The organism is Acidithiobacillus sp., assembly GCF_027322205.1.
Taxonomy (GTDB): Bacteria; Pseudomonadota; Gammaproteobacteria; order Acidithiobacillales; family Acidithiobacillaceae; genus Acidithiobacillus.
In genome coordinates this window covers 21,789-43,460 of the sequence record NZ_DAHVHY010000008.1, presented here as the reverse complement: position 1 = coordinate 43,460, position 21,672 = coordinate 21,789, and the positions used below count along the sequence as shown (strand labels likewise).

Annotated in this window: 21 protein-coding genes; 17 read left to right on the top strand and 4 right to left on the bottom strand. The window is 59.9% G+C overall.

What is annotated here, in order from left to right; genetic code table 11:
• Nucleotides 1–27 precede the first annotated feature (27 nt).
• Nucleotides 28–1,503, top strand: a complete 1,476-nt coding sequence (gene gltX / locus M7F93_RS02675; RefSeq protein WP_298168649.1) for a glutamate--tRNA ligase — start codon at nt 28–30, stop codon at nt 1,501–1,503.
• 20 nt (nt 1,504–1,523) lie between these two features.
• Entirely contained in the window at nt 1,524–2,912 is a 1,389-nt protein-coding gene (cysS, locus tag M7F93_RS02670; protein WP_298168646.1) for a cysteine--tRNA ligase, read from the top strand.
• Nucleotides 2,913–2,953: 41 nt separating this feature from the next.
• On the opposite strand, the gene M7F93_RS02665 is transcribed toward cysS, so the two are convergent.
• On the bottom strand, nt 2,954–5,320 hold the full coding sequence (locus M7F93_RS02665) for an Rne/Rng family ribonuclease (protein ID WP_298168643.1): 2,367 nt from the start codon (nt 5,318–5,320) through the stop codon (nt 2,954–2,956).
• A gap of 199 nt (nt 5,321–5,519) precedes the next feature.
• On the opposite strand from M7F93_RS02665, the gene rluC reads away from it, so the two are divergent.
• From rluC to M7F93_RS02650, 3 genes are read left to right on the top strand one after another with little or no spacing between them, the layout of a single operon-like run.
• Nucleotides 5,520–6,473, top strand: a complete 954-nt coding sequence (gene rluC / locus M7F93_RS02660) for a 23S rRNA pseudouridine(955/2504/2580) synthase RluC (protein ID WP_298168640.1) — start codon at nt 5,520–5,522, stop codon at nt 6,471–6,473.
• On the top strand, nt 6,470–7,153 hold the full coding sequence (locus M7F93_RS02655; RefSeq protein WP_298168635.1) for an HAD family hydrolase: 684 nt from the start codon (nt 6,470–6,472) through the stop codon (nt 7,151–7,153). Before rluC ends, M7F93_RS02655 begins: the two co-directional genes overlap by 4 nt.
• Before the next feature lie 34 nt (nt 7,154–7,187).
• Complete coding sequence (locus tag M7F93_RS02650) at nt 7,188–10,349, top strand: EAL domain-containing protein (protein WP_298168632.1); 3,162 nt, start codon at nt 7,188–7,190, stop codon at nt 10,347–10,349.
• Between the two features lie 52 nt (nt 10,350–10,401).
• Here the strand turns inward: M7F93_RS02650 and M7F93_RS02645 are convergent, their stop codons facing one another.
• Nucleotides 10,402–11,199, bottom strand: coding sequence for an inositol monophosphatase family protein (locus M7F93_RS02645; protein WP_298168629.1), 798 nt, complete (start codon nt 11,197–11,199; stop codon nt 10,402–10,404).
• A gap of 54 nt (nt 11,200–11,253) precedes the next feature.
• Between M7F93_RS02645 and M7F93_RS02640 the strand changes: the two genes are divergently transcribed.
• The 11 genes from M7F93_RS02640 to mnmA are packed head-to-tail and all read left to right on the top strand — an operon-like array spanning nt 11,254 to nt 19,571.
• Nucleotides 11,254–12,045, top strand: a complete 792-nt coding sequence (locus M7F93_RS02640) for an RNA methyltransferase (RefSeq protein ID WP_298168626.1) — start codon at nt 11,254–11,256, stop codon at nt 12,043–12,045.
• 50 nt (nt 12,046–12,095) lie between these two features.
• Nucleotides 12,096–12,845, top strand: a complete 750-nt coding sequence (gene cysE, locus M7F93_RS02635) for a serine O-acetyltransferase (protein WP_298168624.1) — start codon at nt 12,096–12,098, stop codon at nt 12,843–12,845.
• Between the two features lie 46 nt (nt 12,846–12,891).
• Nucleotides 12,892–13,380 (top strand): Rrf2 family transcriptional regulator, encoded by a 489-nt coding sequence (locus M7F93_RS02630; RefSeq protein WP_298168620.1) that lies wholly within the window; start codon nt 12,892–12,894, stop codon nt 13,378–13,380.
• Between the two features lie 18 nt (nt 13,381–13,398).
• Nucleotides 13,399–14,664, top strand: a complete 1,266-nt coding sequence (locus M7F93_RS02625) for an IscS subfamily cysteine desulfurase (RefSeq protein WP_298168617.1) — start codon at nt 13,399–13,401, stop codon at nt 14,662–14,664.
• A gap of 24 nt (nt 14,665–14,688) precedes the next feature.
• On the top strand, nt 14,689–15,120 hold the full coding sequence (gene iscU, locus M7F93_RS02620; RefSeq protein ID WP_298168614.1) for a Fe-S cluster assembly scaffold IscU: 432 nt from the start codon (nt 14,689–14,691) through the stop codon (nt 15,118–15,120).
• A 9-nt stretch (nt 15,121–15,129) separates the two neighbouring features.
• Nucleotides 15,130–15,453 carry an iron-sulfur cluster assembly protein IscA gene (gene iscA, locus M7F93_RS02615; protein ID WP_298168611.1) on the top strand — a complete coding sequence of 108 codons (324 nt, stop codon included), beginning with the start codon at nt 15,130–15,132 and terminating at the stop codon, nt 15,451–15,453.
• The gene (gene hscB / locus M7F93_RS02610) at nt 15,453–16,070 is read left to right on the top strand and encodes a Fe-S protein assembly co-chaperone HscB (protein ID WP_298168609.1); all 618 of its coding nucleotides are present in this window, start codon (nt 15,453–15,455) and stop codon (nt 16,068–16,070) included. Before iscA ends, hscB begins: the two co-directional genes overlap by 1 nt.
• Before the next feature lie 33 nt (nt 16,071–16,103).
• Nucleotides 16,104–17,966: a Fe-S protein assembly chaperone HscA gene (gene hscA, locus M7F93_RS02605; protein WP_298168607.1), complete on the top strand. Its 1,863-nt coding sequence runs from the start codon at nt 16,104–16,106 to the stop codon at nt 17,964–17,966.
• Entirely contained in the window at nt 17,967–18,305 is a 339-nt protein-coding gene (gene fdx / locus M7F93_RS02600) for an ISC system 2Fe-2S type ferredoxin (RefSeq protein WP_298168604.1), read from the top strand. It begins immediately after the preceding gene.
• Nucleotides 18,305–18,499, top strand: coding sequence for a Fe-S cluster assembly protein IscX (gene iscX / locus M7F93_RS02595; protein ID WP_298168601.1), 195 nt, complete (start codon nt 18,305–18,307; stop codon nt 18,497–18,499). The genes fdx and iscX overlap by 1 nt, the downstream gene beginning before the upstream one ends.
• Before the next feature lie 13 nt (nt 18,500–18,512).
• Nucleotides 18,513–19,571 carry a tRNA 2-thiouridine(34) synthase MnmA gene (gene mnmA / locus M7F93_RS02590; RefSeq protein ID WP_298168598.1) on the top strand — a complete coding sequence of 353 codons (1,059 nt, stop codon included), beginning with the start codon at nt 18,513–18,515 and terminating at the stop codon, nt 19,569–19,571.
• Nucleotides 19,572–19,589: 18 nt separating this feature from the next.
• Here the strand turns inward: mnmA and M7F93_RS02585 are convergent, their stop codons facing one another.
• Together M7F93_RS02585 and M7F93_RS02580 are read right to left on the bottom strand one after the other, a co-directional pair.
• Entirely contained in the window at nt 19,590–20,489 is a 900-nt protein-coding gene (locus tag M7F93_RS02585; protein WP_298168595.1) for a patatin-like phospholipase family protein, read from the bottom strand.
• Between the two features lie 128 nt (nt 20,490–20,617).
• Nucleotides 20,618–20,890 (bottom strand): hypothetical protein, encoded by a 273-nt coding sequence (locus M7F93_RS02580; RefSeq protein WP_298168592.1) that lies wholly within the window; start codon nt 20,888–20,890, stop codon nt 20,618–20,620.
• A 295-nt stretch (nt 20,891–21,185) separates the two neighbouring features.
• On the opposite strand from M7F93_RS02580, the gene M7F93_RS02575 reads away from it, so the two are divergent.
• Nucleotides 21,186–21,362: a hypothetical protein gene (locus tag M7F93_RS02575; protein WP_298168589.1), complete on the top strand. Its 177-nt coding sequence runs from the start codon at nt 21,186–21,188 to the stop codon at nt 21,360–21,362.
• Nucleotides 21,363–21,672 lie beyond the last annotated feature (310 nt).

Genomic DNA, 21,672 nt, shown 5'->3' with positions numbered 1-21,672 from the left:
AGAGTATTTCGCAAAATGCAGGCTGACATGCACCTTGCGAAATACGTCTGTTCCGGCTTTTGCATTGCGACGCAGCCGATGGCGCAATACTATACCACCATGAATCTCAAGAGTCGCTTCGCGCCCAGCCCCACCGGTTACCTGCACCTTGGCAACGCCCGCACCGCCCTTTTTGCCTGGCTGGCGGCGCGTAGCGTGGGTGGTACATTCATTTTACGTCTGGAAGATACCGATCAGGATCGCTCCCCCGAGATCTACGAGCAGGCCTTGCTGGAAGACCTGCAATGGTTTGGCCTTGACTGGGACGAAGGCCCGGACCGGGGCGGCGATCACGGCCCTTACCGGCAGATGGAACGTCTGGCCCTCTATGATACGTACTATGCCCGCTTACAGGCGACCGGACAGGCTTACCCCTGCTATTGCAGCGCCGATGAGCTGGCCGCCGAGCGCGCCGTGCAGCGCTCGGCGGGGAAAGCACCACGTTATGGAGGACGCTGTCGGCATCTCAGCGCCGAGGCGCGGGCCGAGCGGGAGGCGGCGGGCATGCGACCCACGCTGCGCTTCCATATTCCCGACCAAGGCATCCTCAGCGTGCCCGATCTGGTTTGGGGCGAGCGTCAGTATGCGTTGGCTGATCTGGGGGACTTTGTCATCCGCCGCAGTGATGGCAGTCCGGCATTTTTCTTTGCCAATGCCGTCGACGATGCTCTGATGGGGGTGACTCTGGTCCTGCGCGGTGAGGACCATCTCACCAATACCCCTCGGCAAATCCTGATCATGCGGGCGCTGGGTTTGCCGGTGCCGGACTACGGCCACCTGCCCTTATTGCTGGGTGCCGACGGCCAGCCCCTGTCCAAGCGCCACGGGGCCACCAGCCTGCGCGATCTGCAGCATCACGGCTATTTGCCAGCGGCGGTACGCAACTACTTGGCGCGCCTTGGTCACCACTACACCGCGACGGATTTTCTGGACAATACGGCGTTGGCCCAGGGTTTTGCGCTGACCCAGATCAGCAAGGCACCCGGCCATTTTGATGCGGTGCAGTTGCAGCATTGGCAGCACGAAGCGGTACAGTCGCTGGACGATGCCGCCGTCTGGAACTGGTTGGCACCCCATCTGCAGGACAAAGTGCCGACGGGGCGGGAAATGCCTTTTGTCGCCGCGGTGCGCGCCAATATCGTGCTGCCCGCCGATGCCCTGGATTGGGCCGAGCGCTGTTTTGCCACCCCCACAATGGACGTAGAAGCCGCTGAGGCTATCACCGATGTTGGTCCTGAATTCTGGTCCGTCGCCCAGACGACGCTGCAGGTCGCAGGTGGCGACTACCGGCTCTGGACCAAGGCCCTGCAGCAAGCAAGCGGGCAGCGCGGTAAGTCGCTGTTCATGCCCCTGCGTGCCGCGCTAACCGGACGCACCCACGGACCGGAATTGGCGGCGCTCCTCCCCCTCATCGGCGCAGCGCGTGCGCTGGATCGCCTGCGCGCCGCTGCCCAATGCTCCTGAACCTCGAGGCTGAAAAAAAGATGACCACCCTGCCGGTATTGACCCTCTATGATACCCTGCGCCGCGGTAAAACTCCGCTGGAGGTGCTGCGCCCTAATCATGTGGGACTGTATGTCTGCGGGATGACGGTGTACGACTTCTGTCATCTTGGCCACGCCCGGGTCATGGTCACCTTTGACACGGTGGTGCGCTATCTGCGCGAGCGCGGTTACGAGGTGACTTACGTCCGCAATATCACCGATATCGACGACAAAATCATTCGCCGGGCCTGGGAGCGTGGCGAGTCGATCCAGTCGCTCACGGCGCGTTTCATTGACGCCATGCACGAAGATGAGGCGGCGTTGCTCTGCCAGCACCCTGATCTGGAACCGCGGGCGACGGAGCATGTGGGCGCCATGCAACACCTCATCAGCACACTGATTGCTAAAGGACACGCCTACGCCGCAGCCAACGGGGATGTGTACTACGCGGTGCGTAGCTTCCCGGAGTATGGGCGCCTGTCTGGCAAATCCATTGACGAACTGACGGCGGGCGCGCGGGTGGATATTGGCGAGGACAAACGCGATCCTCTGGACTTTGTCCTGTGGAAGGCGGTTAAGCCCGGCGAGCCGTCCTGGCCCTCTCCTTGGGGTGAGGGGCGGCCGGGCTGGCATATCGAGTGTTCGGCGATGTCCGCCGATGCCTTGGGTTGTGTTTTTGATATCCATGGCGGCGGTGCGGACCTGCAGTTCCCCCATCACGAGAATGAGATTGCCCAGTCACAGGGCGCGGGCTGTGCTTTTGCCCATTACTGGATGCACAACGGCTTTGTCCGCATCAACGACGAGAAAATGTCCAAGTCGCTGAATAATTTCTTCACGGTACGAGAACTTTTGCCCCGCTATTCGGGCGAGGTGTTGCGCTTTTTCATCCTGTCCAGCCATTACCGCAGCCCGCTGAACTATGGGGAAGAGGCGCTGGAGCAGGCCAGGGCGGGTATCACCCGGCTCTATACCGCCCTGCGCGGGGTGCCTGGGCGCAAGATCGTGGCGGAGTTGGGTGCCGAGTGGCGGGAGCGTTTTCATAGCGCCATGAGTGATGACTTCCATACGCCAGCGGCTCTGGCCGTGCTCTTTGACCTGACCCGCGAGATTAATCGCCTGCGGGATGAGGGCAGCGAAGTTGCTGCACCGCTGGCTGCTTTATTGCGTGAGCTGGCGGGCGTACTGGGTTTGCTGCAACAAGAGGCAGAGGTTTTTCTCCGTGGCGATGAGACGAATACCCACTGGATTGAGGAGCGTATCGCGGCGCGCGCCGCAGCGCGGCAGGCCCGCGATTTTGCCGGTGCCGATGGGATCCGGCGGGAATTGGCAGCCGCCGGAGTCATCCTCGAAGATGGTCCCGGAGGCACGACATGGCGGCGGGAATGAGGGCACTACCACCCCGCCCGATCCGGGCACTGATTAGTTTCTCAGTCTTCGTCCAGCGGGAAAGACTGCTGTTCGGCTTCATCGGGAACGGCAACTGGCACGGCTTTCTGATGTTCTGTCGCCGCCACAGCCAGTAAGTCGCCCTGCACGGGTTCTTGTTGCGCTGTAATCGGTATGAATTCCTGCATTGCCTTGTTGACCGGTTCCTGAACGTGCTCGTGTTCTGGTGCGGGCTGATTTTTTGCCTTCTGCACCAGTCGCCGTCCGGTATCGTGGGTGGGGGGCTCCGGTATCGGATCACTGTCGCTGAGCTGTTCTGTGACTGGGGCCTGTGTCGTCGCTGGGACCAGCATCCGATGCCAGTCGGTGGCGGCGGGTACGGTGCCGGGGTAGACCAGTTCTTCCGGAACGTGTGGATCTTCGTCAGCATCCGGCGACAGCGTGTTATTCTGATCCGGAACGTGCGCTTCCTCATGGGTCTCTCCGGGACCCGGAGCGGAGGGCTCTGCGCCATTTTCTACGCCCTGGGCGGAGCGTCGGGCACGCGCACGGCGTCCACCACGGCGTCGGCGCCGACTGTTGCGGTCTTCGCTGCCGGTTTCTTGGGCATCGGCGCTCGTCTCGCTGGCCTGCTCCATACCCGCAGGCAGCTCAGCGCCGCTGGTCTCTGCCAGGAACGTTGCCGCGTCAACCGGTACATAGCGGGATACCAGCGCCCGCACCAGTCGGGCCAGAATACCTTCTTCCGGCGGAACGACTTTAGCAGTCGCTTTGGCCTTCGGGCTACTGGGCGCTGGTGGCGTGCGCAAAGGGGGTAATATGTCCGGCGGCGGTGGCGCGGTCAACGGGCTCAACGCCGCTGATTCATTGGTCGGGCGGCTGGGGCGTGCGGGCAGGGTGTTGTTGTCACTACTGACCACTGGTGCTGGCCGGGCGCTGCTCCCTTCCACGCGGGTCCGCTGGATCTGATAATGGGGCGTGACCATATCCGGCGTGGGGATGATCAGGATGCGAGTGTCGGTCTTGGCTTCCAGTTCCAGAATCGGGCGGCGTTTTTCGTTGAGCAGATACACGGCCACATCCACCGGCACCTGACACTCTACCTCGGCGGCACCGGCTTTCATGCATTCTTCATACAGCAAGCGCAGAACGTGCATGCTGGTGGCTTCACAACCGCGAATCTGACCGGTACCGTTACAGCGCGGGCAGGGCTCAGAGGAAGCTTCTTCGAGACTCGCGCCGAGACGCTGCCGGGACATTTCCATGAGACCAAAGCGGGAGATGCGCCCCAACTGCACCCTGGCCCGATCCAGCTTGAGGGCTTCCTTGAGATTGTTTTCCACTTCGCGCTGGTGCTTGGGGGATTCCATATCGATGAAGTCGACCACGATGAGCCCGCCCAGATCACGCAGGCGAATCTGCCGGGCGATCTCCTCAGCGGCTTCCAGATTGGTCTGGAAAGCGGTCTCCGCAATATCCTGACCCTTGGTGGCGCGGCCCGAGTTCACATCGACGGCCACCAGCGCTTCGGTATGGTCGATGACGATGGCGCCCCCCGACTCCAGACGCACTTCGCGACTGAAGGCCGATTCAATTTGCTGTTCAATCTGATAGCGGGAGAAGAGGGGCACGTCGTTGTCGTAATGCTTCAGGCGATGCACCATCTTCGGCATCATGGAGCCCATGAATTGCACCGCAGCGTTGTAGGCCCCTTCCTCGTCGATCAACACCTCCCCGAAATCTTCGGAGAAATGATCGCGCAGGGCGCGGACCACGACGTTACCCTCCTGATAGATCAGGAAGGGGGCGGTACGCGGTGCCGCTGTATCGACGATGGCCTGCCAGATTTGTTTGAGATATTCGAGATCGCGCTGCAAGGCCTCCAGTTCCTGACCAATCCCCGCCGTGCGGGCGATGACCCCCATGTTTTCGGGGATGTTCAGGAGTTGCAGGTGCTGGCGGATCTGGGTGCGGTCGTCGCCCTCGATGCGCCGGGAGACGCCGCCGGCACGCGGGTTATTGGGCATGAGCACCAGGTAACGTCCGGCCAGGCTGACGAAGGTGGTGAGTGCCGCGCCTTTGCTGGAGCGTTCTTCCTTGTCTACCTGAACAATGACTTCCTGGCCTTCCCGCACCAGATCCTGAATGCGTTTGCGACCTGGTTCCTGCTGCAGGAAATATTCCCGGGCGATTTCTTTCAGGGGCAGAAAACCGTGCCGTTCGGCGCCGTAGTCCACAAAGGCGGCTTCGAGACTAGGTTCGACGCGGGTGATGCGGCCCTTGTAAATATTGCTTTTTTTCTGTTCCCGGTAGGCGCGTTCAATGTCCAGATCGAGGAGTTTTTGACCATCTACCAAAGCCACCCGCAACTCCTCTGCGTGGGTAGCATTAATCAACATCCGTTTCATAAGTTCTTCTTTCTCCGGCGCTCAACCCGCAAGCCCGGAAGGGTCCGTCAGGGAGCGCAGCGTTTGTAATTGGGACCGGCGGGGGTTGCCCGGCGGTGCTAAAATTGGGGTCGCGCTCCGAGAAGCGCAGCATCCCAAGTCGAAATATAAGCCATAAAAGAATAGAATCGCAAATGAAAAGCGCAGCGGCAGGGTAAACATGGCAGAAAACGGGGTGCGGCAATGGCTGGTAAGCGATGCGGAAGCGGGGCAAAGGCTGGATAACTTCCTCCTGCGGGTGATGAAAGGCGTGCCGCGCTCCCACATCTACAAAATCCTGCGCAGTGGTGAAGTGCGGGTGAATAAGGGACGGGTGCGACCGCACTACCATCTGGCTGAGGGCGACGTACTGCGTTTGCCGCCGGTGCGGATGGCGGAGCCCAGCGATCCTGCCGTACTGCCCACCTACCTGCAGGGTCAGTTGGAAGCCGCTGTCCGGTACGAAGATGCCCATCTGCTGGTGCTGGACAAGCCCAGCGGGCTGGCCGTGCACGGGGGATCGGGCCTGAGTTGGGGCGTCATCGAGGCGTTGCGCCAGTTGCGGCCCGATGCCCGTGAACTGGAACTGGTGCATCGCCTGGACCGCGACACCTCCGGTTGTCTGATACTGAGTAAAAAACGTTCGGCGCTGCGCGCCCTCCACGAAGCCTTGCGGGAAGGCCTCATGGAGAAGCGTTACCTGACGCTGGCGGCCGGTGACTGGCAGGGGAAGGCGCGTTCCGTGCGGCTGGCCCTGCGCAAGAACACCCTACAGTCCGGCGAGCGCATGGTGCGGATAGACCCTGTGGGGGGTAAGGCCGCACATACGCGTTTTCTGCCACTGGAGCATTTCCCGGGTGCGGTGTTGCTGCAGGCGGATCTGGATACCGGGCGCACGCACCAGATTCGCGTCCACCTGCAAGCCGTCGGGCATTCAGTGGCGGGCGACGAGAAATACGGCGATGCGGCCTTCAACCAGCGTCTGCGGTCCCTGGGCCTGCGGCGACTTTTTCTGCACGCCGCACTGATCGCTTTCAGCCACCCGCAGGACGGTCGGCCCATGCACATCGAGGCCCCGCTGCCGGCTGATCTGCAAGCCATTCTGAGCCAATTGCGTAAGGAATCTGCCAGATGATTCTGCCCCCTGATGATTGCCGACTGATCATTTTCGATTGGGACGGCACCCTCATGGATAGCATCTCTACCATCTGCGGTTGTCTGGCCCATGCTTTTGCCTATGCAGGACTGGCGGATCGTGGTGAACTGCAGTACCAGGAAATCATCGGATTGGGGCTGGAAGACGCCCTGGCGGCCCTCGCCCCCGATGCCGATAAGCCTACCCGGGAACGGATTCTGAGGGGTTACCGGGAGTGCTTTTTCGGCACGCCGGTCCGCGAAATGCCCCTCTTTCCGGGGGTGGAAGACACGCTGGTGCAACTTGCCGATGTCGGCTATGAAATCGCCGTGGCCACCGGCAAGGCCCGCCGCGGCCTGGATCGGGTGCTGGACGAGCACCCCCGTCTCGCCGCCTGCATCAGCGCCAGTCGTTGTGCCGATGAAAGCCGCTCCAAACCCGATCCCCTGATGCTCCGCGAACTGCTGCAGCACTACAACTTGCCATCCGCCGCCGCCATCATGGTGGGCGACACCGTGCATGACATGGAAATGGCCGTGGCCGCCGGGGTCTTGCCGGTGGGTGTGCTTTGCGGCGTACACAGCGCGGAACGCCTGGGTGCCAGCGGTGCTGCGGCTTGTTTTGCAGACCCCACCGCGCTGGCAGGGTGGCTCATCCCCGCGCGCGCCGCCGCGCTCTAAATTATTGTAGGACTTCGCCTCATTGGGGGACTTCATGAATCAACAAGCCCTTTCCACCGACCCTCTTGCCAGTTATTACCAGTTCCTGGCGACAGGTGTCGAAGCCTTCATTGTGGCCTTTTATAGGACGCTGGAGGCTATTCCCGAGCGTGCGCAGGTGTTGAACCGGCTTTCCCCGGAACGTTATCAACACTTGCGCGCGGCGCAAGCGCGCCATCTGCGTCTGCTTCTGGATCCGGAGATGGAGACATCCTGGCGCGAGAACGCCCATCTGGCAGGCCGGACCCATTATCGTCACGGTGTGTTGCCATCCTGGGTGGCTGACAGCTACACCTTGTATTGGCGCCATCTTCTGGAGCAGGTAGATCGGCCCGAAATTGCCGCAAGGGATCGCCATCCCCTGCGCGCTTTGTTGGTGGGACGCCTGCTGCAGGATCTGGCCTGGCAGCTTGAGGGCTATGCCGAGGGCTCCAGTAGTGTCCGGAATCTACTCCTGCACCTGGATTATCTGATGGTCGGCGCGGACTCCGAAGCAACGATGATCCCGCAGATCATGGACTTCCTCATTCGGGAAGGTGGTGTAGACGGCGCTTGGTTCGGGTGTCCGGACAGCACTGGCAAGATGGTCATTACGGCGACTGCCGGAGCAGGTATGGCCGAGTATGTCGCGACCGTTACGATCACCGTCGATGACACGCCCCAAGGCCAGGGTCCTGCCGGGCGCGCATGGCGAACAGAGAAGGTGCAGGTCACTCCGGACTGGGTCGACGACGCTTCCATGCGGCCCTGGCGGGAACCGGCCCGGCCCTTTGGCTGGAATTCCAATGCCGCCATCCCCCTGGTTGACTCCGGCGGACGGAGTCGGAGCGTTCTCGCGCTGTTGAGCCGGGAGCGGGGCTTTTTTGGGCACCCCGATCAGCAGATGATTCTTGCGCATCTCGCTGCGGTCTTGGGGCTCGCGATGGAGCGGCTGCATCTTATCGCGGAAGAAATTGGCCATCGGGAAGCCCTCGAACGGCTCAACGCTCTGTATCACGCCCTCATGGCGGAGGGGGATATCCTGCTGCGCGCGCATAACCAGCGGGACCTTCTCAGGGAAACCTGCCGACGTCTTGCCATCAGCCATCTCTTCACCGCTGCCTGGGTTGGCCATCCCAACGAAGAAGGGGTCATGAAGTATCTCGTTACGGCAGGACGCGGTGCCCAGACTATCGACTCCATCCATCTGACCGTGGCGGATACACCGGAGGGTCAGAGCCTTGCCGCCCGTGCCTGGCGTAGCGGGCGTCTGCACTATAGCAACGATTATCTGGCGGATCCCTCTCTGGCATTGTTGCACGATCAGTTTTTACGGCACCACTGGCGGGCTTCCGCTGCCATTCCGATCTATCGCCAGGGGGTGATCTGGGGTGTCCTCGTGATCATTGCCGATCGCCCCGGGGTTTTCGATGAAGCAATTCTGGCGCTACTGGCGCGAATTGCCCGGCTCCTCAGCCATGGCCTCGACGAACTCGATCTCCGGGCGCACCTCGATGCCGAGCATAGCCGACAGGCTTGGCTCGCCTACCATGATCTCCTGACCGGATTGCCCAACCGTGCCGCCCTGTCCCCGCGCATGGCGGATGCCATGGCCCGTACGCTCCGCCATGAGCGAATACTGGCCGTCGGCATGCTGGATCTCGATGACTTCAAACCCATCAATGACCAATACGGCCATGCCGCCGGCGACATTCTGCTGACCACGCTCGCCGACCGTCTCCAGAAGGCCCTGCGGCAGACCGATTTCGCGGTACGCCTCGGCGGTGACGAGTTCGTCCTCGTTTTTGAAGACCTGAGAAGCGTGGACGACCTGGAGCTGGTCCTCGCCCGGGTCCAATGGGCCATCGAGACGCCTTTTGTTCTTCCTGGCGGGGATAGCGTGACCGTGCGCGGCAGCCTGGGGCTGACCTTCTATCCCTTCGACGACTGCGATCCCGACTTGCTGCTGCGCCATGCGGACCATGCCCTCTACACCATCAAGGAAGCGAAGAGGCATCGGCAGCGATTCTGGGCGTATTATCACGCCGATACGGACGTGGACGTGACTGTCCTTCGGCAAAGTATGAGCACCCTGTTTGCCGCGGGAGGCTTGCGCGTTCATTACCAACCCATCATTGATCTCGAAAGTGGCCAAGTAGTGGGCGTGGAGGCGTTGGCGCGCCTGATGGACGGCGTTGGTGAAATCCTTGCCCCCGCCCATTTCCTGACTTTCCTTTCTATAGACGAGCGTCGCGCACTTACCCAGGCTGTTCTCGCCCAAGCGCTGCAGGATGTGGCCGCCTGGGAAAAAGAGGGGTTTCCTCTCGCGGTGTCCGTCAATGCGGAACCGGAACTCCTCACCCATGACGCCTGTTTGCATTGTCTGGCGGAAACCGTCGGGCCGAGCGGGATCGATCCTGCCCGTATCACGCTGGAGATACTGGAATACGGGGACTTTTTATCTATCACCGGTGCCCGGCAAAAGCTATTGGAAATCAAGGCTACCGGCGTGCGTCTCGCCCTTGACGACGTTGGCAGTGCTTACTCCTCTTTGCTGCGGCTCAAGGAACTACCGATCGACATGGTCAAGCTCGACCAGAGCTTCGTGCGGGAATTGGCGCAACGGCCGGACAATCTGCATTTCGTGCATAGCGTCTTGGGTCTCGCTCAGGGCTTGGGAGTGGATTTCGTGGCGGAGGGCGCGGAGACGCCGGAAATTCTGGATGCCCTGAGTGCCCTCGGCGTACCACAGGCGCAGGGATACGCCATCGCGCGGCCCATGCCCGCTACGGAAATGCTGTCCTGGCTCCAGGCGTACACCCCGACGCCCTATCATGGACCGCAATCGCCGCTCGGACTCTACGCCTGTCATTTGCGTTTCAGCGATACCGTGAATCTGCTTCTGATGCAGGTCCCCGGAGTTTCCGAATCCATACTTTCAGAGATTGCCGCCATCAGCCCGGTAACCAGCCATGTCTCCCGCCTGGGTTTGGGCACGACCCCCATAGCCCAAGCCTATCTTCGCTACCAGGAGGCGATGGCTGCCATTCCTATCGATGGGGTCTCGAAAAAACCCAACCTGACTATGATCAATAGGGCCTCGGCGTTGTTTCTGGAGTGCATCCGGGGGTCCCTTGGGCATGACCAGGGCTATGGCAAGACAGCACGAACACCCTGATACTGATCTGTACGAGCAGGACCTTACTCGTCTGATGACGAGTGATCTAGGATCAAGAAGCCGGCTGGTTAATCTCCTGACTGATGATATGCAGCATCTGGGCGTGAATCCGTAAATTACCGGCGACGATATTGCCATTCTGGAGATAACCCTGATCGCCCTTGAAGTCGGTGGCGACGCCGCCCGCCTCCTGCACTAACAGGGCACCGGCCGCGATGTCCCAGGGCTTGAGGTTGAATTCCCAGAAGCCGTCATAACGTCCGGCCGCAACATAGGCGAGGTCCAGCGCCGCCGAGCCGGGTCGGCGAATGCCCGCTGTCTTCAGCATGAAGGCCCTGAAAGTGGCGAGATAGGTGTCCAGGTAGGAAAAGTCGCGGAAGGGGAAACCGGTGCCGAGCAGGGTCCCGTCCAAATCTTTACGCTGGGCAACGCGCAGGCGGCGGTCGTTGAGGTGGGCGCCGCCGCCGCGGCTGGCGGTAAAGAGTTCGTCATGCACCGGGTTATAAACGACGGCGTGCTCCAGGCGATCGAAATGACGGACGCCAATGGAGACGCAGAGCTGCGGCATGCCGTGGATGAAGTTGGTGGTGCCGTCCAGGGGATCGATGATCCACTCGAAGTCTTTATCGGAGATGCGGCTGCCTTCTTCGGCGAGAATTCCATGATCGGGATAGGCGCGGCGCACGATTTCGACGATGGCGGCCTCGGCGCGCTGATCGACATCCGTGACAAAGTCATTGTGCGCCTTGGCGGTGACGCTGATTTCATTGACCCGGTCGAAGCTGCGGTTGATGATATCGCCAGCTTTGCGGGCCGCACGAATGGCGGTAACGAGAATAGGATGCTGCATGGGAACCTTGTGCGAGGATGAGTCGGAATTGGACCAGTATAAAGGAGAATGGCCGTGGCCGCACGGACGAGGGCTACGGACATGATCAGGAGGTCTTTGCAGGGTTTACGTGTTGTTCTCGTCGAACCCAGTCATCCCGGCAATATCGGTGCGGCGGCGCGGGCCATGAAAGTGATGGGGCTACGTCAACTGGTGCTCGTCAAACCGCGCTTTTTCCCCGACCCGGAGGCTACGGCCCTCGCTTCCGGAGCGGAAGATATTCTGGCGTCTGCGCAAGTCTGCGCTGATCTGGATACGGCTTTGCAGGGTTGCCACAAGGTTTATGGCACCAGCGCCCGCGATCGCCGTATCCATTGGCCAGTCAGCACCGCGCGGGAGGCGGCGGGGGAAATTTTGGCTGATCTGGGCAACGGGGACTGTGCCTTGCTCTTCGGTCGGGAGCGGACGGGTCTGACTAATGCCGAGCTGGATCGTTGTCAAGTGCTGGTGCATATCCCGACGGCGGAAGAATATCACTCCCTGAATCTGGGGCAGGCGGTGCAGGTCCTGGCTTATGAGCTCCATCTGGCGGCGCTGGTCTTGCGCCCCCCGCAGACCGCCCCGGTGGTGCGTGAAAAGCCCGCCCCCGCAGAGGAGATGGAGGGATTTTACGGCCACTTGCAGCAGGTGCTGCGCTGTACGGGTTTTTTCCAACCCGTGCGCGAAACTCGCCTGATGCGCCGCCTGCGCCGCCTTTTTGATCGCGCCGCGCCCAGTCAGAATGAAGTGAACATTCTGCGTGGCATGCTCACGGAAATGACACGCTGGGCTACTAAAGTGGACAAAAAGGATCAGGATAGTCTTTAATGCGGGGCGGGGCGGGGCAGTGGTCAAGGCAGCAATAAGGGAGGGAGACTATGGGCGGACGCTGGCGGAGTGACCTCGACGCGGTCTTTGCGCGCGATCCTGCGGCGCGTACCCGCCTGGAGGTTCTGCTCACCTATCCCGGTGTTCACGCCCTGTTCCTGCATCGGATTGCCCATGCCCTCTGGCGTCACCACTGGCGGTTGTCGGCGCGCAGTCTGGCGGCCCTTTCCCGTTTCTGGACGGGCATCGAGATCCACCCAGGCGCGCAGATCGGCGAACGCTTCTTCATTGATCATGGTATGGGCGTAGTGATTGGCGAGACGGCGGAGATTGGTGACAATTGTACGCTCTATCATGGTGTCACTTTGGGTGGCACCTCCTGGCAACCGGGCAAGCGCCATCCGACTTTGGGTCATGGCGTCATTGTCGGCGCTGGTGCCAAGGTGCTGGGACCCATCACCATCGGCAATAATGCACGGATTGGCTCCAACGCCGTGGTGGTCAAATCGGTGCCGGAGGGGGCCACAGTGGTGGGTATCCCTGGGCGGGTCGTCAATAAGGGTGAGCATACGGACAACTTCGAGGCCTATGGCTTGACCGGGCAGATGCCGGATCCCGTGGCGCGCGCGGTGGAGTGCATGCTGGAACACATGCATCGCCAGGATGCGGAGATCGCACAACTGCGGGATGGTTTGCAGCGCCTGCAGCCGCTAGAGACCATGATGCCCGTGGAGGAGATCGTCTGTGTGCTGGATGATGATGCACCAGAAAGCGATGGAACTCGTCCGGGTAATACTTGACTAATTTAGTATAGATAGTAGGATGTGGCACAGAGGAGCACCGGACATGAAACTGACGACGAAAGGACGCTACGCGGTGACCGCCATGCTGGATCTGGCGCTCAATCAGCGCGGTGGCGTGGTAACGGTAGCCGACATTTCGCAGCGTCAGCAGATTTCTGTAGCTTATTTAGAGCAGCTCTTTGGACGATTGCGGCGTTATGGACTGGTGGAAAGCGTACGCGGACCGGGCGGCGGTTACCGGCTGGCCATGCCGGACTCAGAAATTCCTTTGACGCAGATCGTTCAGGCCGTCAATGAGTCCATCACCACGACCCACTGTGGTGGTGATCCGCAGCAGTGTTGTAAGGGCGACGGGCAGCAGTGTCTGACTCATGACCTGTGGGAAGAGTTAGGAGATCGTATCGTTGAGTTTCTCGGAGGAATAACCCTCGGGGAACTGGTGGCGAAGCAGTTGCACAAGGAGTCGATGCTAAACGCACCGATCCGAATGACCGACCGAACATCTATGCGTACAACGCATAAAACCGCTTAAGACCGTGAGGTGCAGGAAATGAATCAATCCAAGATCATTGAACTGAACAGCAAGCAGCCGTTGCTGATCAATCCGGATCGTCCCATTTATCTGGATTATCAGGCGACGACGCCGGTGGATCCGCTGGTTCTGGAACAGATGCTGCCTTTTCTGACCCATGATTTCGGTAATGCGGCCAGCCGTTCCCATCCCTACGGCTGGACGGCGGAAAAAGCGGTGGAAAAGGCGCGCCAGCAGGTGGCCGATGCTATTCATGCCGATCCCCGTGAGATTGTTTGGACTTCAGGCGCGACGGAGGCAACCAATCTGGCCCTCAAGGGTGCGGCGCATTTCTATTCCGGCAAAGGCAAGCATCTCATCACCTTGCGCACGGAGCACAAGGCGACTCTGGATACCTGCCGCCAGTTGGAGCGTGAAGGCTTTGAAATCACTTATCTGGAAGTGCAGGAAGACGGTCTGGTCGATCTGCAGGCTTTTGCGGCGGCGATTCGTCCGGATACCATCATTGCTTCCGTGCTGTATGTGAACAACGAAATCGGCGTCATCCAGCCCATGGAAGCCATCGGCAAGATGCTGCGCGCGCACAAGGTCTTGTTCCATGTGGACGCCGTGCAGGCCCTGGGCAAGATTCCGGTCGATGTGGAAGCCATCCAGGCAGACATGATGAGCCTGTCTGGGCATAAGATTTATGGTCCCAAGGGTATCGGTGCCCTCTATGTGCGGCGTAAGCCCCGGGTGCGGGTCGAGGCCCAGGTGCATGGTGGCGGCCACGAGCGCGGCATGCGTTCCGGGACTTTGCCTACCCACCAGATTGTCGGCATGGGTGCGGCAGCCGAACTGGCCGTACAGTCGATGGAGAGCGATGCCAAGCGTATCCGCCAGTTGCGCGACCGTTTGCTCCAAGGTATTCAGGAACGGGTGGAAGAAACTTATATTAATGGCAATATGGAACACCGGGTGCCGCACAACCTCAATATCAGTTTTGCCTTTGTGGAAGGCGAGTCGCTGATTATGGCGCTGAAGGAAATTGCTGTATCCAGCGGGTCGGCCTGTACTTCGGCCAGCCTGGAGCCTTCTTATGTGCTCCGCGCTTTGGGGAAATCGGATGAGTTGGCCCACAGTTCCATCCGCTTTGGTATTGGTCGTTACACGACGGAAGAGGAAATCGATGCCACCATCGAACTGATCGCCGGCAAGGTGGATAAGTTACGGGAGTTGTCTCCCCTCTGGGAGATGCATCAGGAAGGTATTGATCTCAATAGTATTCAGTGGGCTGCGCATTAAGGCCCTTACAAAAGGAGCATAGTCATGGCATACAGCGAAAAAGTAATTGATCATTATGAAAATCCCCGCAACGTGGGGGCGATGGACAAGGATGACCGTGGTGTCGGTACCGGTATGGTCGGCGCACCAGCTTGCGGCGATGTGATGCGTCTGCAGATCAAGGTCAATGAGCAGGGCATTATCGAAGATGCCAAATTCAAAACCTATGGCTGTGGTTCGGCTATTGCTTCCAGTTCGCTGGTGACGGAGTGGGTCAAGGGCAAAACCCTCGACGAGGCGATGACCATCAAGAACAGCCATATCGCCGAAGAGCTGGAGTTGCCTCCGGTCAAGATCCATTGCTCCGTGCTGGCGGAAGACGCCATCAAGGCCGCGGTGGAGGATTACCGCCAAAAGCAAGGTGGCGCGCAGGTGGTGGTGCAGCCGGTAATGGCCAGTGCCCAGACGGCACACTAGGATACCGTCATGGCTTTGACTTTATCGGAAAGTGCGGCGCAGCAGGTACGCAAAAGTATCGCCAAACGGGGCAAGGGACTGGGCATCCGCATTGGTGTAAAAACCAGCGGTTGCTCCGGGTTGTCTTACGTCATGGAGTTTGTGGATGCCCCCAATCCGGAAGATATGGTGTTTCCCCATGATGACGTGAGTCTTTTCGTGGACCCCAAAAGTCTCATTTATCTGGATGGCACTGAGCTGGATTTCACCCGCGAGGGCTTGAACGAAGGGTTTCGTTTTAACAATCCCAACGTCAAGGATGCCTGCGGTTGCGGCGAGAGCTTTACGACCTGATGACTGATTCCTGCTTCCAGTGCGGGGCGGTGCTCGGCGCTCCCCCCGCACTTTGTGCTGCTTGCGGGGCGGTGCAGCCTTTTCGTGCGGACCTGTCGCTCTTCGCGGTGGCAGACCTGCCAGAAACCTATGATCTGGACGTGCAAGCGTTGCGTACGCAGGTGTTTGCGTTGCAAAAAGGCCTGCATCCCGATCGCTTCGCCCATGCGGAGCCGACGGCAAGACGCCATTCCCTGGAATGGAGCACCCGCCTCAACGAGGCCTTGGCCATATTGCGGGACCCCCTGCGGCGTGCTGATTATCTCTTGCGGCGGCAGGGCGTGGACGCGCTGGGTGAGCAGGTGAAGGTGGCCGATCCCACGCTGCTGATGACGCAGATGATCTATCGCGAACGTCTGGAAGAGCTCGTGGCGGCGCGCGATGTGACGGGCATGGAGGCTTTGCGTCAGGAAGTGGATACGGCAGGAGTACACGTGGTGCAGCGTCTCCACAGATTGCTCGCGACCTTACCCTGTGCCGAGCCGGAAGCTGCCGGATCGGCGGTGCGCGAACTGCAGTTTCTCGATAAACTCCTCGGCGAGATAGGCCGCAGCGCGGAGTCTTTGCAGAATGCCTGAGCGGCGGAACCTCTACAATCAGGGCGATATATCATGGCGTTAATGCAAATTGCAGAACCGGGCATGGCCGCTGATCCTCATCAGCGGCGGCTGGCTATCGGCATCGACCTGGGAACCACCCATTCGTTGGTGGCGTCCGTATTGTCAGCGGTGCCCACCGTCATGCGCGATCATGAAGGTAAGCATCTGCTGCCTTCGGTGGTGCGCTACCTCTGTGACGGTGATATTCATGTCGGCTATCCCGCGGTCGCCGCCGCCGGACAGGACCCGCACAATACCATTGCCTCAGTGAAACGCCTGATGGGGCGAGGCCATGGCGATGTGCAGACCCTCGCCGGACACCTGCCTTACGACCTTGTTCCTGGAGAAGGTATGGTGCGCCTGCGCACGGTGGCCGGTGAAAAATCCCCCGTAGAGGTGTCTGCCGAAATATTGCGGGTGCTCAAAGAGCGGGCAGTGGAAACCCTGGGTGGCGAACCGGAGGGTGTGGTGATCACGGTGCCCGCTTATTTCGATGAGGCCCAGCGTCAGGCCACCAAAGATGCGGCCCGCCTGGCGGGGCTGAATGTATTGCGCCTGCTGGCCGAGCCGACCGCTGCGGCGGTGGCCTATGGTCTGGACAAGGGTAGTGAAGGCATTTTCGCCATCTACGATCTGGGCGGCGGAACCTTCGACATCTCCATATTGCGCCTGCAGGCGGGGGTTTTTGAGGTGCTGGCCACCGCCGGCGACTCTGCCCTGGGCGGCGACGACATGGATCATGCGCTGGCCGAATGGCTGATGCGGGAGGGTGGGGATGCGTCCGATCCCCTCTGGCGGCGGCAGGTGCTCCAGCAGGCGCGCACCGCCAAAGAGGCGCTCAGTGCTGTCGACGAAACGCTTATAGTGCTGGCGCCGTCCGGCCGCGCGGCGCACGAGATAAAACTGTCCCGTAGTCAGTTGGAGTCACTGATTCAGCCGGTTATTCAGCGGACCCTCCCGGCCTGCCGGCGGGCGCTGCGGGATGCCGGTTTAAAGCTGGATGAAATTGACGGCGTGGTGCTGGTGGGCGGTGCCACCCGTGTCCCCGCCGTGCGCGCGCTGGTGGAGGCATCCTTTCAACAGGCGCCGCTGACGGATATTGACCCCGACCAAGTGGTGGCCATGGGTGCCGCCATTCAGGCGGATGCCCTGGTGGGCAATCAGCGCGAAGACTTGCTGTTGATGGACGTGTTACCCCTGTCCCTGGGTCTGGAGACCATGGGCGGACTGGTGGAGACAATTATTCCTCGCAACACCCCCATTCCAGTGGCGCGGGCGCAGGAATTCACCACCTTCAAGGACGGTCAGACGGCCATGAGCATCCATGTCTTGCAGGGCGAGCGCGATCTGGTGCAGGACTGTCGTTCGCTGGCGCGCTTCAGTCTGCGCGGCATTCCCCCCATGGTGGCCGGCGCGGCGCGGATTCTTGTAACTTTTCAGGTGGATGCCGACGGTCTGCTGGCCGTGCGTGCTGAAGAAATGAGCACAGGGGGGCGTTCGGAAGTCGTCGTCAAGCCGTCTTTCGGACTGAATGATGAAGAAATTGCCAATATGTTGCAGGACTCTTTTACGCATGGTGCGGAAGATGTCGTCAAGCGCCGCCTGTCCGAGGCCAAAGTGGAAGGCGAGCGCGTGCGTGAAGCGTTGATCACGGCACTGGCCGCGGATGCAGACCTGCTCGAGCCTGCGGAGCGAGCTGCCCTGGATAAGACCAACGCGGCACTGATCCAGGCCTTATCCGGCACGGATGCAGACGCCATCACGCACGCCGCCGAAGCGGTGGAAGCGGCCGCCGGACCTCTGGTGCAGCGGCGCATGGATAGTGCTTTGCGCCGTGCTATCGCTGGCCGTTCCATTGATGATCTGGGAGACTGAATGACCAAAATACGCGTCCTGCCCAACCCGGAAACCTGCCCCGAGGGAGCGGAGTTCGAGGCCGAGCCGGGGGAGACTATCATCGCTGCGGCGATGCGCAATGATATTCACATTGAACACGCCTGCGAGATGTCCTGCGCCTGCACGACCTGCCATGTGATTTTGCGCGAGGGCTTTGATAGCCTGGAAGCGGCGGAAGAGAAGGAAGAAGATCTCCTCGATAAGGCTTGGGGTCTGGAGCCTACCTCCCGCCTCAGTTGTCAGGCGAAGGTGACCGATACCGAACTGGTCATCGAAATCCCCAAATACACCATCAATCTGGAAAAGGAGCGGCACTGATGCGCTGGACCGACACCATGGAACTGGCTATTGCTCTGGATGAAGCCCACCCGGACGTTGATGTGACCCATCTGCGTTTCACCGATCTGCATCGCTGGATTACCGACCTGCCGGATTTTGCCGATGATCCGCAAAAGTCCAGCGAAGGTATCCTCGAAGCCATCCAGATGGCCTGGCTGGCGGAGAAGGACTGAGTCAGGCGGCGCCATGGCGGATCCAAAAGCCCTTATTGCGCTCTCCGGCGGCGTCGACTCTGCCGTTGCGGCCATTCTCATGCAGGAGCAGGGCTACGAACTCACCGGCGTGACTCTGCGCCTGTGGCCGAAAAGCCGCTGCTGCGATGAAAAAGATATCGAAGACGCCGCCGATGTCTGTGCCCGTCTGGATATTCCCTACACGGTGCTGGATTATCGTGAAGCCTTCCGGCGTCAGGTGGTCGATGTGTTCGTCGCCGAATATCAGGCCGGGCGTACCCCCAACCCCTGTGCACGCTGTAACCAATTTCTCAAATTTGATGCCCTGCTGACGGAAGGTGAGAAGCTGGGCGCCTCGCTGCTAGCGACAGGCCATTATGCGCGTCTGGTGGAAACCCCCTCGGGTGCCGCCCTGCTGCGTGGCCGTGACGATGCCAAAGATCAATCCTATTTTCTTTTCGCCATCGGCGCGACGCTTTTGCCCCGCCTGCGCTTTCCCGTGGGTGGCATGAATAAGGACGAGGTGCGCGCCATGGCCCGCAAGCACGGCCTGCCCGTGGCCGCCAAGCAGGATTCTCAGGACATCTGCTTTGTACCGGACGGTGACTACCGCCGCTTTCTGGAGGATTACGCCGGATTGGACATGGCGCAGGAAGGAGAGATGGTCGACAGCAGCGGGCAGCTTATCGGCCATCATCCGGGTACCTTGCACTTTACCGTCGGCCAGCGGCGCGGTCTGGGCGGTGGCAGTGGTCAGCCGCGCTATGTCCTCGCGCTGGACCCGGCGCAGAACCGGGTGATTGTCGGCGCTGAGGATGAACTCTACCGCCGTGCGGCCAGCCTGGATGCGTGCAACTGGCTGGCGGATTTGTCGCCCGGCGAAAGCCATGCCGTGACCGTAAAATTGCGTTACCGCTCCCGCGCCGAGCCGGCCATACTGCACCTGCTCCCCGATGCCCGGGCCGAACTCCGCTTTTCCGAGCCGCAACGCGCCGTCACCCCCGGTCAGGCCGCCGTCTGTTACCAAGGTGAGCGCCTGCTGGGTGGGGGCTGGATTCGTAACACGGAATAGTCTGCGTGCGCGCGTTCGTTAAGGCATCCCCAATATATGCTGTATTTCCGGCAACATTCTCTGCACGCATTTTTCCCCCTCCGTTATGGCTTCACCGGCACGATAAAACTCCAGTAAGCCAATATGGGACAGCTTTGGAGAAAGCAGGATATCCGGAGGATCTCCGGCCATGCGACTCCGGGTGATCCTGTCCTGCATAATATTGACCGAGCCGGCGATGGCATCAAACAGGCTGGGTGCTTGCTCTTTATCGCCTGTCGCCGGAAATACCGAGGCGGTATACGCCGAGACCAGGCCTGATATTTTTCCGGTAACGTCGGCATCCGGTGTTTCTGTGGCCAGGTTATTTTGAAGGCGTTTGCCAACGATATCATCGTTCAATGTTACTGCGATAACAACATCGGCGCCAAGCGCGCGGCAGACAGACACCGGAACGGGGTTCACCAATCCGCCATCTATAAGCCATTTGCCATCGTTTTTGACCGCCGGAAAAAGGCCGGGCAGGGAAATGGACGCAAATACGGCCTCCAGGATTGAACCCGTCATCAGCCAGATCTCGCTGCCGGTTTGCAAGTCGGTTGCGACCGAGGCATATTTTTTCGCAACGATATCTTCTATGGCCGAGGCATCATCAGCCACATACTTTTTGAGAAAATAATGCAGCCGTTCTTTGTTGACAAAACCGTTCAGTGACATGTTGATGGCAAAAAATTTGGCGGTTTCAAACTTTGTCAGTGCGCGCACCCATTCTTCCAGTTTCTCAAGATTATTGGAAACATAGGAAGCGCCGACCAGGGCGCCTATGGATGTGCCACAAACGATATCCGGTACGACTCCATGATCATTCAGCGCGCTTATCACTCCTATATGTGCCCACCCGCGAGCGGCGCCACTGCCAAGAGCCAGGCCAATAGTCATGGTGATCCTCACCCTCCATGCGTTTTTGATGTCACAAGACCCAGACTGCACTGTAGCGCGCCCGCGAAGTTCGCGATAGGGCAGGAGCGGGCGATGTCGGCTCTTTCGCAGCTGCCGGGTGGGGGTCTTTACTGCTTCAAGGCGCTGGCTACTGCAGGGACTCCGCGGAAACTGGCCTCGTCGATTTCGCCCCGTATGTACCTGTAGTAGTGTTTGACGTCATTGGTGCCGCGAAGGCGCCTGAACACTGCCCTGAGCGTCAACGTTCGATGTGCAACAGCATCCTTCTCAATGGAAAGCCCGATCTCGAAGAATGGTTGCAGCTTGTGATCCTTCAGAGAGGCAAATCCCTCCCCGAGCCCTCCAGGACCGGCAAAGAGATCGATTATGGGAACTGGCATGCCTCACCCCTTCTGGATGTCCGTTGTTGAGCACAGAGTCCGCACCTCCGTCTCGCGAAAATTTACTCCTACTCCATCCTTGGCTGCAGATCCATCTCGTTCAGCCGATTGCATTCATCGAATATTTGAACGGAAAGGCAGGACGCAAGGGCGCGTTACCCCTGCATGGCCATCTGAACTTCTCGCCCGTCAGACAGCCTCATCCGGATCTGGATGGAGATATTCATCGGAGTTTCGATCGACCGAAAAGCATGACGACCCACTTTATAACGAAACATGAGGTAGCCTGACAATAGTGGACATAGACCGGCTGCTGGTCGACAAGCAGCCCGAGGTGCTGACGTGGGAACAGAAGCTCAACCGCATCCACAATCTGCTGCGGCAGCTTGCGGAAGCCAAAGCCATCGTCAATGCCGGCAGCAGGCGGTGGCCTAAGTGGGTACTATCAAAGCCCAATGACCAGTTGCTATAACTCGAACCTGTGAACACTCGAGGTATCCGAGCACGGATCAGCCGCTTTTGTGGGGATGGACGACCAAATGAACACCGCCACCATCGTCCAGAAGCTCTGGAACTATGCAGTAACCTCCTTCGCCTGCACAAACCGGTTGTGGAGCAGCCACAATATCATCTTTTTCATCGGTATAAGACCAGAGTGTGCAGACTGAGCGCCGCAGCTATTCCTGTCATCATTTATTACTCGCAATAATTAGTATGTTCTGTTAAGGTGCACTCGCCGTCATGCCTCAGTCTGCATGATGCGCGTCGCACTGGTCCCCACC